At 65.4% G+C, this 14,852-nt stretch carries 9 protein-coding genes; 3 read left to right on the top strand and 6 right to left on the bottom strand.

Annotated features, from left to right (window positions below):
* Positions 1 to 77 precede the first annotated feature (77 nt).
* Positions 78 to 818, top strand: coding sequence for a GntR family transcriptional regulator (locus V6M61_RS13850; RefSeq protein WP_332777160.1), 741 nt, complete (start codon positions 78 to 80; stop codon positions 816 to 818).
* A 22-nt stretch (positions 819 to 840) separates the two neighbouring features.
* On the top strand, positions 841 to 2,067 hold the full coding sequence (locus V6M61_RS13845) for a YbfB/YjiJ family MFS transporter (RefSeq protein WP_332777159.1): 1,227 nt from the start codon (positions 841 to 843) through the stop codon (positions 2,065 to 2,067).
* 20 nt (positions 2,068 to 2,087) lie between these two features.
* Here the strand turns inward: V6M61_RS13845 and V6M61_RS13840 are convergent, their stop codons facing one another.
* The 6 genes from V6M61_RS13840 to V6M61_RS13815 form a co-directional block, all read right to left on the bottom strand.
* Entirely contained in the window at positions 2,088 to 2,417 is a 330-nt protein-coding gene (locus tag V6M61_RS13840) for a hypothetical protein (protein ID WP_332777158.1), read from the bottom strand.
* A 14-nt stretch (positions 2,418 to 2,431) separates the two neighbouring features.
* Positions 2,432 to 3,637 carry a murein transglycosylase A gene (mltA, locus tag V6M61_RS13835; protein WP_332777157.1) on the bottom strand — a complete coding sequence of 402 codons (1,206 nt, stop codon included), beginning with the start codon at positions 3,635 to 3,637 and terminating at the stop codon, positions 2,432 to 2,434.
* A gap of 99 nt (positions 3,638 to 3,736) precedes the next feature.
* The gene (locus V6M61_RS13830) at positions 3,737 to 4,363 is read right to left on the bottom strand and encodes a response regulator transcription factor (protein ID WP_332777156.1); all 627 of its coding nucleotides are present in this window, start codon (positions 4,361 to 4,363) and stop codon (positions 3,737 to 3,739) included.
* 24 nt (positions 4,364 to 4,387) lie between these two features.
* On the bottom strand, positions 4,388 to 6,475 hold the full coding sequence (locus V6M61_RS13825) for a two-component system sensor histidine kinase NtrB (RefSeq protein ID WP_332777155.1): 2,088 nt from the start codon (positions 6,473 to 6,475) through the stop codon (positions 4,388 to 4,390).
* Complete coding sequence (locus V6M61_RS13820; RefSeq protein ID WP_332777154.1) at positions 6,472 to 7,281, bottom strand: carbon-nitrogen hydrolase family protein; 810 nt, start codon at positions 7,279 to 7,281, stop codon at positions 6,472 to 6,474. The genes V6M61_RS13825 and V6M61_RS13820 overlap by 4 nt, the downstream gene beginning before the upstream one ends.
* Positions 7,278 to 11,480 carry a YhdP family protein gene (locus V6M61_RS13815; RefSeq protein WP_332777153.1) on the bottom strand — a complete coding sequence of 1,401 codons (4,203 nt, stop codon included), beginning with the start codon at positions 11,478 to 11,480 and terminating at the stop codon, positions 7,278 to 7,280. Before V6M61_RS13815 ends, V6M61_RS13820 begins: the two co-directional genes overlap by 4 nt.
* A gap of 71 nt (positions 11,481 to 11,551) precedes the next feature.
* On the opposite strand from V6M61_RS13815, the gene glnE reads away from it, so the two are divergent.
* Positions 11,552 to 14,395, top strand: a complete 2,844-nt coding sequence (gene glnE / locus V6M61_RS13810) for a bifunctional [glutamate--ammonia ligase]-adenylyl-L-tyrosine phosphorylase/[glutamate--ammonia-ligase] adenylyltransferase (RefSeq protein WP_332777152.1) — start codon at positions 11,552 to 11,554, stop codon at positions 14,393 to 14,395.
* The last annotated feature ends 457 nt before the right edge of the window (positions 14,396 to 14,852 follow it).

The raw sequence follows: 14,852 nt of genomic DNA, 5'->3' as shown, positions 1-14,852 counted from the left end.
TGTCACAATATTTTTTACAATAGTGACAATCAAACAGAAAATGTGGCACCATCCAGTCTTGAATTACATTAAGAGCCATGCCTCGTCCCCCTAAAAGCAAGCCGGCCCCGGCCCGGCCAGATACCGCCACCGACACTTCCCAGACCGAACTGGCCGAGGAGAACCGGGTTCGCCACGCCATCGTCGAAGCCGTGCTGGCCCACCGCTTGCCGCCCGGCACGCGGCTGGTCGAGAGCCGGCTGTGTGAGGCTTTTGGTGTCAACCGCTCCCTGCTGCGCCGGGTCTTTGTGCGGCTGGCAGGCGAAAAAGTCATTGAGCTGCAGCACAACCGGGGCGCCACCATTGCGCAGCCCGGCCCACAGGAAATGCACCAGGTCTTTGAAGCCCGGCAACTGATTGAAAGCGGCATCATCCGCTCGCTGGGCCAAAAAGCAACGCCCGAAACACTGGCCGCCATTCGCAGCCTGGTCGCAGAGGAACGCGCCGCTTACCTGGCCGGCGAATGGTCCAAATGGGTACGCCTGTCCGGCGAATACCACCTTCAGGTGGCCCGGCTGCTGGGCAATACCGAGCTCGAAGACATTTTGCGCAGCCTGATTGCGCGCACCACCCTCATGATCGCGCTGTACGACTCGCCGGGCAGCAACGTCTGCCCTTTTGACGAGCACATTGAAATCCTCGAAGCCCTTGAAACCGGCAACAGCGAGCACGCCTGCAGCCTGATGAGCCATCACCTGCACGGCGCCGAGGTCAAGCTGCAGCGCGACAACGGGGTGCCCGAGGTTGACCTCGTCGCCCTGTTCAGCAGCGCCCCATGAGCCGCCCCACTTGAGCGGCGCCATGCCTGTCCACCTCACCAGCCGCTGGCAAGGTCTGGGCGCCGCACTGGGCCTGTCCCTCTCGCCGCTCGTGGCGCTGGGGTTTTCGAGGTTTGCCTATGCCTTGCTGCTGCCGCCCATGCGGGACGAGTTTGGCTGGACCTTCGTTGAGGCCGGCGCGCTCAACACCAGCAACGCCATCGGCTACCTGGCCGGCGCGCTCCTGGCCGCCTGGTGCGCGGCCAGGTTTGGCAAGCTCAGAACCTTTGCCTGGGCGCTGGGGGCCAGCGCAGCCGCACTGATGGCCACGGCCTGGCCCTCCGATTTTTCGGCTCTGCTGGCCATCCGCGCCGGCGGCGGTTTTGTCACCGCCATTGCCTTCGTGCTGGGCACCTCTTTGGTGTCGGCAACCATGCCTGGCCGGGCCGCCACCGCGCTGTCCATTTACTTTGCAGGCTCGGGGCTAGGCATCGTGCTGGCCGGCACGCTGATTCCCCTGGCGGTGTCGGGTGGTGGGGCGCTGGACTGGCGGCTGGCCTGGCTGGTCATGGGCGCGGTGTCTGTGCTGGCATCGGTGGTGGCCTGGCATTGCGCCCGCGCCTCCATCCGCAATCCCGATAAAAACGCCACGGCCTCGTCAACCCCGGTCTGGGGAACCCTCGCCCCCAGCCTGCTGGCCAACCTGTTTTACGGCGCGGGCTACGTGGGCTACATGACCTTCATGATCGCGCTGCTGGACCGGCTCGGTTTCGGTACCCCCATGAAGGTCGTGTTCTTTGGACTGATTGGCGGCGCCTCCATACTGGCCAGCTTTCTTTGGGGCCGGGCGCTGGGACACCTGAAAACCGGGCGTGGCTTCGCACTGGTCTGCGTCATCGTGGCAGCAGGCACCCTCCCCGCATTGATCTGGCCCACCCCACTGGCGATCGTGGCTTCGGCACTGCTCTTTGGCTCCAGCTTCATGGCGGGGCCCGCGGCTGTCAGCGTGGTGGCCCAGCGACTCCTGCCCGGCTCAACCCTGACCTTGGGCCTGGCACTGCTGACGGCGGCCTTTTCATTGGGCCAGTCACTCGGACCGCTCCTGGGGGGCTGGATTTCCGACATGACAGGCTCGCTGGCAGCCGGACTCTGGCTGGGGCCGGCACTGTTGCTGATGGGTGCCGTGGTCTCTTTGCAGCAGCGGCCAGTAAACAATAGCGCCAATAGCGCCAGCCAGACAGCCGCTCCAAGAATCATCACCAAGGCCTGACCGCGCGAAAGCCAGGGCCTTCAATCGCGCACGCAGCGCGCCACCAGCGGCAGCAAGGGGTAGTGCAGCAGGGCCTCACGCCCACTGGCGCCCAGACCGAACTCGGCGCGCATGCGTGCATTGCTGTAAACCGGCTGCTTTTCGCTTGATCCCCCTGCATCACGAGACAGCAGGTCGTAGTCGCGCGGGCCCTTCAGCAGCACGCTGTCATCCACGAATTGGGCCGTGAACTCAATGCCATGCTCACACCGGTAATGAGGGGAGCCGGACAACCCAGCACAGCCAGCCAGCGCCACGCCCGTCAGCATGGCGAGCATTGACTTCGTCACGACCTTGCCCATAGCGCCCATTCCGATAGCTCCTGTTACTTGGGCCAGAGCACCCACAAGCGCAAAGGCTGCTTCAGGCGGCCGGCCATGTCGCCCGCTTCGCCGCCGGTGCCGGCAAAGTAGTCGGCACGTACCGCCCCCACAATGGCGCTGCCCGTATCCTGGGCCAGCACCAGTTTTTGCAGATTGACAAGTGGGCCGCTGGAGGCCAGCCAGACCGGAGTGCCGTAGGGGATGCTGTCACGGTCCACCGCGATCGAGCGGCCCGGCGTGAGCGGCACGCCCTGGGCACCGCGCGGGCCGAACGCTGCATCCAGTTCGGACAAGGCCTCTTCACGGAAAAACACGGTGCGCGGGTTGCTCCAGAGCATTTCATTGACACGCTGCGGGTTCTGCACCGTCCAGGCCTTGATGCCGGGCCAGGACGCGTCACGCAAAGCCCCCTGGCTGAGCAGCCAGTTGCCCACGCTGCGGTAAGGCTGGTCGTTGGTGCCCGCAAACGCGAGCCGCACGGTCCGCTGGCTGCCGTCGGCTTCCGCGATGCGCAGCCGGCCCGAGCCCTGAATCTGCAGCATCAGGGCATCGAGCGGATCGGCCACATAGGCGATCTCGCGGCCGCGCAGGGCCGCGCGCGCCTCGGGCAGCGTGTCCATCTCCTGGCGGGTGAACCAGGGCTTGCGGCTGGCCAGGGTAGCCGGCGGGCGGTACAGCGGCACGGTGTGACTGGCGCTGGCCTGCCGGCTGGCATCGAGCATCGGTTCGTAATAGCCCGTCAGCAGACCTTCGGCAGGGCCCTGCAAGGGCTCCACCCGGTAAGGTTGCAGACGCGCCACCATCCAGGCTCGCTGCTCCTCGCCCGAAGCAATGCTTAAACGCCGAACCTCGCTGCACAGGGGCGCAAAGGCAGGCCCTGGGCGCTCGCAGCTTTTGAGCCAGGCATTCCAGGCCTCAAAGAGTTTGTCGTCTTCAAAGCCGGGCAGCTCGCCCCAGCGCACCGCTACCCAGCGGCTTTTGCCTTGAACCATTGGAGCCGGCAGGGGGCCCGCGTCGTCACGGCGCCCGGTGGCGCCCGATGGCAGGTCGGTGGGCCCGGCTGGCGGTGGTTCGGGCGCATAGACCGCACAGGACACGAGCCCGCCCGCCATGGCGATAATTGCAGCTGTTTTGATGATTCGGGGAAAAAGTGTCATGGCCTTACTTTTGCTCGAAGCCCTGGGGGCTTTGTTACTGCTGGTATTCATTGTCTGGTGGACGATGTTTTCAGGCCGCAAAAACGGAGAACTGAAAGACGACTCGGGGCGCGACGCTGCCGATAAACAATAACCCTCCGCCGTCAACCGCTACAAATTACGTAGCAGGTTGGCCAACTCCACCGCCGACTTGACGGCCATTTTGTCAAACACCCGGGCCCGGTGCACCTCCACCGTGCGCACACTGATATCGAGCTGGTCGGCCACCAGCTTGTTGGGCAAGCCCTCCACCACCAGCCGCATCACATCGCGCTCGCGCTCGGTCAGGCCATCGAGCCGCGCCTGCAGGCTGGTGGATTCGTGGTGCTGGGCCAGCGCAGCGGCCGAGCGCTTGAGCGCCTGCTCGATCCGGTCCACCAGGGCATTGTCCGAGAAGGGCTTTTCGCAAAAATCAAACGCGCCGCGCTTGACCGCATCCACCGCCGTCGGCACATCGGCATGGCCGGTCAGAAAAATCACCGGCAAGGTCGGCTGCAAACCGTAGCCAATCAGTTTTTCGAACATGGCCAGGCCGCTCAGGCCGGCCATGCGGACATCGAGCAGGACGCAGGACGGCGACTTGACCTGGAACGCGCCGGAAATCCTGGCGTCGAAGGCTTCGGCACTGTCAAACGACTCGCTGGGCAGGCGGCGCGAGCGCAGCAGCCAGGCCAGCGCATCGCGTACGCTGGCATCGTCATCAACAATATAAACCGTGGCATTTTGGATGGGTTCCATGACAACTCCAATGAGAACTGGCGCCTAAACGGCCGGTGGCGGCGCCGCCGGCAGCGTGAATTTGAAAATCGTACCCTGGGGCGATGCCGCCTCAAAGCCCAGAAACCCGCCATGCTGCTCGATCACCGTACGGCACAGGCTCAGCCCCAGCCCCATGCCCTCCACCTTGGTGGTGAAAAAAGGCGTGAACAGCTGGCGCGCCACTTCGTCCGGAATGCCGGCGCCGCAGTCAATCACCGCGAACTCGACCCAACGGCTGTGCTCTTTGGAGGCGGCCGGCCGCACGCGCAGGGTCAACACCTTTTCGGGGACAGCTTTTCCCGGCGCCTCTGCTGCGCCGTCGCCCTGCATGGCCTGCATGCCGTTGCGCGACAGGTTCAGCAACACCTGCTCCACCATGGTCCGGTCGCACAGCACCGCCGCACAGTTGACATCCACCTCAATGACCACCCGTACGCCCAGTTTGCGCGCCTGCAGGCTCACCAGCGGCATGACCGCATCCAGCAGCGCATGCGGCGTCACCGCTTCACGCACCTGGTCGCGGCGCCGCACAAAGTCATGCACGCTTTTGATGACCTTGCCGGCCCGTTCGGCCTGCTCGGCAATGCGGCGCATGGCCAGTTGAAGGTCTTCCGACAGATGCGCCGAAGGCTCCCGTGCCACCCGGCCCTTTGACGCGGCATCGCCCGGATCAGCGTCGGGCTGGTGCTGCAGCAAATTGAGCGAGCCCGTTGCGTAGCTGGAAATGGCCGCCAGGGGCTGGTTCAGCTCGTGGCTGAGCAGGGAGGCCATCTCGCCCACCATCGCCAGCCGGGCCGTGGCCTGCAGCCGGTCCTGGCTGGCGCGCGACAATTCTTCGATGCGGCGCTGCTCGCTGACATCCAGGATAGCGCTCATCCAGCCCGTGTGTTTGCCCTGGGCGTTGATCAGGGGCGCCTCCATGATCAGCACCGGAAAACGCGTGCCATCAGGCCGCATGAACACCGATTCATGGCCCTCGCGCGGCAGGGTGTTGCCGGCCAGCCGAATCGCCTGGCGCTGCTCGTACACGCTCGCCAGCTCTGGCGGCCAGTAGGGCGAAGGAAAGTTGTGGTTGAGCAGGTCTTTGGCGTCAACCCCCACCATCTGGCAAAAAGCGGGGTTGACATAGGTGATGCGCCCCTGCAGGTCACGCGCCCGCAGGCCCGTCACCAGCGAGTCTTCCATGGCCTTGCGAAAAGCCAGCGCTTCGGCCAGGTCATGCTCGACCTTCAGGCGCCGGCGCATGTCGCGGGCCAGCAGCACCAGCACCGCCACCAGGGCCAGCGACATGGCCGTGACCAGCGCCGTCAGCACATTCGGGAAAAATGCCGGCGTGCCCTGGCGGCTGTCCAGGCGCAGCACCAGCGTGTTGCCGGGGAAATCCAGCAGCTGCTGCGCGGTGTACATCCGATTGCCCCGCGCCGGCGTGCCGCGCAGCGCCAGCCGCGTGCCATCGGCCTCGGTGAACGACAGGCTTTGCCCGCGGCCCAGCTGTTTGCCCACCAGCTCGACCAGAATGTCCTGCAGCGAATAGGTGGCCACGGTGTAGCCCGTCAACCGGCCCGCCATCACAATCGGCATGCACATATCCAGCACCTCCAGGCCCAGGCCATCGGCCTGAGGCAGGAAGTAGCTGGTGGAATAGGCCGAACCACTCAGGCGACGCGCGGTCGTGCATGCCAGGCCCAGATCGGCCTGCACGCTGGCCCGCCCGAGACGCTCAAATACGGATGCCCGGTAGGGGGATTCGGCATAGGCCAGCACGTCCAGCGACTCGTTGCGCCACTCCAGGCGCATGAGTTCACGGCGCTCGTGCAGCAGCTCGGTGGCTGACCTGCGCCATTCATCCAGCGCCTGGTCGCTGTGCGGCAAGGCCTGAAAGCTCTGGATGTTGCGCGTCAGCCCGGCGCGGATATCGGTGACGATTTCAGCGGCATCGTGCTCAAGCCGGCTTTGCACCTGGCTGACCTCATACCGGCCGGCCAGCCATACCAAAATCGCCAGCAGGCTCAGCACCAGCCCCAGCAGCAGGGCCCAGAGCGCCCAGCGCCGATGGGCCCAGTTTTTGCCGCGGTGGTCGCTGGAGCTCACAACAAAACGCTATGGTCCAGCGCCGGCAAGCGGGCCCGCACCGCCAACAGGCGGCCACTGAGCACCTCGCCCATCACCACCGCCGGCCCTTCGGCGTGCTGCGCCAGAATGTGGCCCCAAGGGTCGACAACCATGCTCTGGCCCCAGGTGCGGCGGGCATTCTCGTGCACACCGCCCTGCGCGGGTGCAACCACATACGCCAGGTTTTCAATGGCGCGCGCACGCAACAGCACCTCCCAATGCGCCTGGCCCGTGGTGTAGGTAAAGGCGCTGGGCACCAGCAGCACATCGGCCTTGAGAGCGCGGTAAAGCTCGGGGAAACGCAGGTCGTAGCAGATACTCAGGCCGATCCGGTAGGTGCTGCCATCGATGGACGGCAAGTCAAACGTCACCGGCTGGGCTCCGCGCTCCAGTACACGGGTCTCGTCGTACTGCTCGGCCCCGCTGTCGAAGCGAAACAGATGGATTTTGTCGTAACGTGCCACGCATTGGCCCGAAGGCGCATAAACCAGGGTGCTGTTGCGCACATGGGTCGGCGTCTGGGTGGCCATGGGCAGCGTGCCGCCCACAATCCAGAGCTTGAATTCGCGGGCGCATTGCGCCAGGAAGTCCTGCAGCGGCCCCTGACCGGGCGCTTCGCCAAACTGCAGCTTGTCGGTGTCCTTGAAGCCGAGCAGGCAAAAATATTCGGGCAACACGGCCAGCTCGGCGCCTTGTGCGGCCGCCTGTGCCAGCAGCTGGCGTGCGGCCGCCAGATTGTCAGGCACGCTGGCGCCCGAAACCATTTGAAGGGCCGCAACTTTCATGGCTTGCGGACCTCCCCGGTGCTGCTCTCAGGCTTGCTTTCGACCTTGGTGATCTTCGGGGCTGCCCAGGTCCCGTCAATGTGAAACTCCTGGGTGGCCGCCTGGATGAGCGGGCGCCGCAAAAAGATCTGCGCGAGAAAACTGCCCAGACCAATGGCCGGGTTGATGGCTGTCGCAATCAGCGAGGCGGTGCCGGCATTGATCTCCGGAACCACAACCACCTTGATATCTTGCGTTTCTTTGGCAATGTCGGCACTGCCTTCCATCAACACGGCCGCATTCACGCCCTTCATCTGCAAATTGTTGGTAAAAGCCACACCCTGGTCGATGCTGGCATCACCCCGCACAAAGTCAAAGGCAAAACCTTCTGAAAACACATCCCGGAAATCCAGCGTCAAACGGCGGGGCAGGGATTGCAGGCTCAGCACGCCCAACAGCTTGGCAATGCCCGGATCCGCCTTGAGAAACTGGCCCGACTCCACATTCACATTGAACTGGCCGCTCAGGCTGGGGTAGTCCAGCGCCAGCGGCGAGCCGACCCAGGCCACCTGCCCTTCGAGCTTGCCCTTGCCGCCCCGGACCACGTCGTTCATGCCAAAGCGATTGAGCAACTCGCCGGAGTTGGCGATATCAAGCTTGAAATTCATCACCGTACGGCGGCGTTCACTGGCGCTGCGGGCCGGTCGCTGGCCGCCGGCGGCAACCGTCTGGGCATTCAGGGCGGCCCAGTTGCCCGTGGCCGTCAGGGCCGCTTCCGGCAAAGTCACGTTGAGTTTGTTCAGGCGCCATTCGCGCACACCGCTTTCACGGCCCGCGGCAAACGCCCCGCGATTGACCGCCTCAATCTCGACCCGACCCAGTTTTCTGCCACGCAGCTCCAGGTCGTCCACCACGATGTCCAGAGCCGGAATGCCGGCCGGCTGCTCGTCGAGAACCGCCTCGACCTGGCTGGCTGTACTTTGCCCCAGGCTCAAGCGTGACAGCCGGGCATACACGCGTCCGGCACCGGCTCCGCCGGGCTGGCGGAACTCGACATAGCCATTGAGCTCGGCCGCATCAATATTGGCACGCCAGGTCAGGCCGTCACGCGAACCGCCGACCACCACGCGGTTGAGCTTGTGCCCTTGCATCACCAGTTCATGGGCTCGGATGGCCATGACCGTGGGCAGGTAAGTCAGCGCTGCGCTGCTGCTGTTGATCGGACTGGTCGTGGCCGCCGGTGTGCCCGCTGGCGGGGCAACGACCCCACCGGCGCCTGAAGAGTCTGAAGAAGAAGCCAGGACTTTTTCCCAGGCATCCAGATCCACCCTGGCGAAATTGATGTTGGCCGCGACACCGCTGTCCAGCGCCGCCACCGTTTCACCCGGCTCCAGCCCGACGCCAATGCTGCCGCGGATGACGCGTGGCTCGGGGCCGCTCATGTCGCGTACATACATCATGGAAGCCAGACGTCCTATCGTGACCGACAGCTGGTCCTGCAGTGTCTTGCCGGTCCCCAGCGAATCGCGCATCAGGGTGTTTTCAAAGCGCAGGGGCAATGCGGTTTCGGCGGTTTTGCCCAGTGGCGCCGGCAGGCTCAGGGCCATGCCTTGCAGACTGCTGGCAACCAGCATCTCGGCCACGCCGCGCCTGAACCCCAGGGAGGCCGTGTAAGCAGCGCTGCCACTGGCGTTTTGCGCCATGCGCGACACAAAGCCCATGTCTTTGGCCTGCCGCAGGCCCTCGGCCGTGAGCGTGCCCTGCGCCTTGAAAACAACGCTGGTTTCGGCGTCCGGGCCACCGGCAGGGCGCATTCCCCCGCTAAAACGCATGTCGCCGCCCAGCAGGCGGGCCTGGGCGCTGGCGACATTGAACCCGCCTTCCGTGAAGGTCACCGCGCCCTTCAGGCGCGCCAGCGGCGGCGATCCAGACGTGAACTGGACATCGTTACCCGGCAGGGTGACGCTGCCTTGCACCCGGGTTTTTTCCAGTGCATGGACAGGCAGCTTCAGGGCCAGGCGGTAATCAGCGGACCCGCTGGCCACCGTCTTGGCCAGCGCATGACCGAGCATGCCGCCCACCGGCGAGGTGTTGACAAAGCCCAGGGCCTCGGCGAGCGGGCCTTTCAGGTCGGCGTTGACTTCCACGGTGGCGTCATGGGTCAGGTCTGCAATGCGCGCATCCGCCTTGGCCAGCACCAGCCCGGCGAAACCGGCGGCCTTGCCGCTCACCTTGTTGATCTGAAGCGACGCGCGGTTGAAAACCAGTTCGCCATCCAGATCACTCAAGGCGGGCCATGGCGCGGCATCACGGGCTTGCACCGATTTGGGCACATAGGCAAAGTGGCCTTGGTGGACCTTGGCCGATACCCGGAATTCCCCTTTTTTCGGATCAGCAAAAGGCAGGTCATTCAAATTGCCCTTGACCCGAAACTTCACATCACTGACCTCGCCTTGCACCACGGCATCGCGCACATAGTGGCGAACGCTCTCGGGCAGCACCAGCGGCAGGTAGCGATGCACCTTGCTGCCGTCACCCCGGCTCAAGGCACCCTGCAAATCCAGCACGCCGGGAAACCGGTCCTCCCCGCTGGCGCCGGCGGCCACCTCGGCGGTGTGCCAGCTGGCCTGTGCCTCGCCCTGAGCATCCGGGTTGGCAAACTCGATATTGCGAAACTGGGCTTCAATCCTGTTGCCTGCCAGCTTCCACTGGGCATCCATGCTCAATTGGTCCACCGGCACACGGGGCTCTTCAAAAATGCCCGGCAAGTCGATCGCGCCCCGGCTGATGTGGACCTTGGCCTGCCCCCCTTGATGCGTCAGGTCGAAGTCAATCGTGGCCCCGCGCACGCCGGGCCGTCCGGTCACCGGCTGGGTCTGCGTGCCCGTCACCGCGCCGGGCAGGTTTTGCGCGGCCACTTCCAGACCGGTCACACGGCCCTTCGCGGCATAGGTGTGGGGGGCATCCACCGGGCCCTGCCACCTGGTCTCGAGGGTTTCGACCAAGCCCTTGGGCGCCAGCGCGTCCATCAGCGCATGGCTGGCCGCGTCCAGCGGCAGACGGTTGGCAATCTGGGCCAGTGCAGCCAGATCCAGCTTGTCGGCCTTGATCTCGCCGTGCTGGGGTGTCCGGCCCTGGGCGTCGGCATGAACCACAGCGATATTGCCACCCGGCCACTGCAGGCCGTCCTGCGTGCGAAAGCGCAGACCCTCGGTGCGGAACTCAAAGCCATTGGCCAGCTGCCGGCCACCCAAGCGGCCCACCACCGACTCCAGCGTGAGCGATTTGAGCTGTTCACCCAGCTGGGCATCCACTTCCAGCAGCGCCACATCCGCAACCCCGCCGATGAGCTGCCCTCGGTCCACATCGACCCAGGCGCGCAAAGCGCCATTGCCGCGGTTCAGATCAACCCCCAGGCTCTTGAGGCTGGCATATTGCTTGAGCCGGGACACATCCACCCGGCTGAATTCACCATACAGCTGGCCGGCCCATTGCGTCCACTGGCCGGCGCCGCTGGACAGCAGCGGCTGCCGGAAGATACCGCGCAGGCTGAAGCGCTCGCCCCATTCGGCCGGCGGCGTGGCATCCAGGCGCATCAGATGGCGGCGTCCGGCGTTGCGCATCACCCAATCCACCTGGGTCAACGCCAGCGGCGGCGCCTTGCGCAACTCGTCGGTCCAGCGCAGCGTGCCGCCGCGAATGAAAAACTCGGTTTGCGAAAAAAACCAGTCCGCGACCGCGCTGCTGCCGTCGCTGCGGTCTTGCGAGAGGTCGAGCCCGCCCACATGGATTTTCCCGTCGGCCGTCCGCCGGATGTCCAGCTCGGGCTGGTCAATGTAGAGCTGCTCAAAGCCCAGACCCCACAGCGAGGAGGGCGACAGCGCGCCCTGCAGGCGCGGCAGGCGCAGGGCTTCGCGCCCCTGGGCATCGAGCAGGGTCACCTCGCGCAGCTCAAACGAGGGAATCAGGCCGCTGGACCGGGCCGTGATCTGGCCGATGCGCACCGGCACCCCCAGAGCCTTGGTGGCTTCCATTTCCAGCCGCGGGCGAAATTCCCCGATTCGCGGCACAATCCAACCGTGAAGTACCCCCCAACTCACGCCGAACAACACCCAGGCCGCGACCACGAGCCATAACAATACGCGTGTGACGGCGGCAAACAGCCTGGTGCGCCGGGGCGCCGGGGTTGGCGAAGTAAAGGTCATTTGATCCATTGACATGAGAATTATGACTGTCAGCGATCCAGTCCGTTCAATCCATGAAGACCGAAGCTTTGTTATCTACTAGTGTGATGCCTGTCACGTCAGCAATCCCGCCCATCGCCACATCAGACGCCAGCCTGATGGCGTCTGGCCATTCCCGTTTTGCCCAGCGCATCCGCCGGCGCTACGCCGCTGAAATGAAGCTTTTGCCGGCGGGCGCCCCGGTACGGGCCACCATGCAGGTGGCGCTGGACGCCCTGCTCGCGCAAGGGCTGGACACCGGGGCCGCACTGCGGGTGCTGCGCCAGGTGGTGATGGAGCGGCTGGTGGTGCTGGACTGTGAACACCAGGCGCCCCTCGTGGTGGTGACCCGGGCCATGACCGAGCTGGCCGAGCTCGCGCTGGATGTGGCCATGCGGGCCTCCCGCCAGGACCTCGATGCGACTTATGGCGCCCCCCAGGCCCCGGAAGGCCAGCGCGCCCACCTGTGGGTGGTGGGCATGGGCAAGCTGGGCGCCCGCGAGCTCAATGTGTCCAGCGACATCGACCTGATTTACGTCTACGACCACGATGGCGAGACCACGGGCCGTGACGATGGCCGGGGCAAAATCTCCAACCACGAATACTTTGCGCACCAGGTCAAGGCCATCTACAACCTGATCGGCGACACCACCGAACATGGCTTCGTGTTCCGGGTCGACTTGGCCTTGCGGCCCAACGGCAACTCCGGGCCCGCCGCGGTGTCGCAAGACGCCCTTGACGAGTACTTCCAGATTCAAGGCCGTGAATGGGAACGCTTTGCCTGGCTCAAGAGCCGCGTGGTGGCCCCGCTGGACTGCATCCGCAGTGGCTCGGCCCAGGCCTTGCGCGGCTCGGTCCTGCCTTTTGTGTTTCGCCGCTACCTGGACTACAACGTCTTTGATTCGCTGCGCATCCTGCACCGGCAGATCCGCGAGCACGCCGCCAAGCGCTGCGCCGGCCACCCGGAGCGCGCCAATGACGTCAAGATGTCGCGCGGCGGCATTCGCGAGATTGAATTTACCGTGCAGCTGCTGCAGGTGGTGCGTGGCGGCCAGTTTCCCGAATTGCGCACCCGGCCCACGGTCGATGCCCTGCAGCGCGTGGCGACGGCCGGCCTGATGCCGCAAGACACCGCCGACGCGCTGGCGCGGGCCTATGATTTTCTGCGCAAGGTCGAGCACCGCATCCAGTACCTGGACGACCAGCAGACCCATGTGCTGCCCACGCACGACGGCGATCTCGCCTGGATTGCCCAGACGCTGGGTTACAGCAATTGCTGCCCGTTTCTCAGTGAACTGGATACGCACCGCGAACTGGTGGCGCAGGAGTTTGACAAGCTGCTGGGCGGCAAGACCGACTGCAAGGGTTGCGGCAAGACTGCCAGCACGCCGCCGCAACTCGATGAGCTGCTGGAGCAACTCTCCAGCCAGTGGCCGGAACAGTTTCGCGCCCGGCTCGCCCTGTGGCGCGGGCACCCGCGCGTGCTGGGGCTGCGCGAAGACGCCCGGGCCCGCCTGACGCGGCTGGTCCAGCGCACCGCCCTGTGGCTGAAAGAAGGCAAGGTCAGCGAAGCCGCCGCGGTGCGGATCATCGACTGGATCGAGCCTTTGCTGCGCCGTGAAAGCTACCTGGCCTTGCTGCTGGAGCGCCCGTCCGTGCACGAGCGCCTGCTGCGCCTGCTGGGCGCCGCCAAATGGCCGGCCCGTTACCTGCTCCAGCACCCGGGCGTGATCGACGAGCTGGCCAGCGATGCCATGCTGCATGAACGCTTTGACGCGGCCGCCTTCACTCGCGAACTGCAGCAGCGCCTGGCCGCGCTCAAGCGCACCGGCGAGGACGATGAGGAAACCTGCCTGAACCTGTTGCGCCGCGCCCACCATGCCGAGGTGTTCCGCACCCTGGCGCGGGACGTGGAGGGCATGCTGACGGTCGAGCAGGTGGCCGACGATCTGAGCGCACTGGCCGAGGCCGTGCTCAAGACCACCACCGGCTGGTGCTGGCAGCGGCTCAAGAACCGGCACCGCGAAACCCCGCAGTTCGCCATCATTGCCTACGGCAAGCTCGGCGGCAAGGAGCTCGGCTACGGCAGCGACCTCGATATCGTGTTTGTCTATGAAGACGAGCACGAGCAGGCCCCGGAGGTCTATGCCGCGTTTGTGCGCAAGCTGATCAACTGGCTGACCATCAAGACCGGCGAGGGCGACCTGTTCGAGATCGACACCGCGCTGCGCCCCAATGGCAACTCCGGCCTGCTGGTCACCAGCTTTGAAGCCTATGCCAGATACCAGCAACAGCGCGGCAGCAACACCGCCTGGACCTGGGAACACCAGGCCATGACGCGCGCACGCTTTGTTCTGGGCGATGAAGATGTGGCCCCCACGCTTGCCACTGCGTGTGCTGCGCTGCCCCCCGAGGGGGTGCCCGCTTGCTCGGGGCGGCCCAGCGCCGCGCTCTCGCTACGCCAGCGCTTCGACCAGGTTCGTGAGGCGGTGATCACTGCGCCGCGCGATGCTACGGCCTTGCGCCATGAAATCGTGGCCATGCGCGAGAAGGTTCGCGCGGCGCATCCGGTCAGGGACGGCAAGTTCGATGTCAAGCACAGCCCCGGCGGCATGGTCGACGCCGAGTTCGCGGTGCAGTTCCTGGTGCTGTCGCAGGCCCGCAGCCATGCCGGCCTGATCGACAACGTGGGCAACATCGCCTTGCTGCAACGTGCCGAGGACTATGGCTTGCTGCCCCCGCAGACCGGCCAGGCCGCCGCCCGCGCCTACCGCGAGTTGCGCCGCGTCCAGCATCAGGCGCGCCTCAATGAGGAGCCCACCCAGGTCACCCCGCCCGCGCTGCAGGCCGAACGCGATGCGGTGCTGGCCTTGTGGGCCCATGTATTTGTCGCCCCAGACGCCTCTGCCTGAGCGCCGCGGCATGAGCCGCCGGGCCGCTCCCAAGGCGAATACCGCAGCGCGTAGCGCGGAGGTTACCCAATGAGCCCCCACCGCCCCTGATCGGTTGCTATCCGTCAGGCCGCAGGACCGGTCTGGGCGGGCAATGGTAGGCTTACGGGTTGCGTGCCGCCGCCAAACCACAAAAAGGCTCAGCCACAGGTGCGCGCCTCAGCCCCCATCTAGGGCCTGTTCACACTGATACTGGAGGATGCGTTGCGAGCCAAAAAGGCCATGAGCAAGGCGCAAAACGCCGTCGGGGTAGACCCCCGACAAGGCTTTGCAACGCCGCGCATGGCCTTTTTGGTCGCAACCCGAAGGGAAGGGGTCCCATCGGGCGCAACTCGGCGTTGCCTACCTTGCCCGCACATCAGTGCGGGCGGCAGCAGGCGCCTTGATTTGCGCCCGATGGAACCCCTTCGCACCTCCA

This window comes from Polaromonas sp. (assembly GCF_036676035.1).
In the GTDB taxonomy this organism is placed as follows: Bacteria; Pseudomonadota; Gammaproteobacteria; order Burkholderiales; family Burkholderiaceae_C; genus Polaromonas.
Note: the sequence above shows the minus strand (reverse complement) of the source record. Positions and strands in the feature narration are given on the sequence as shown.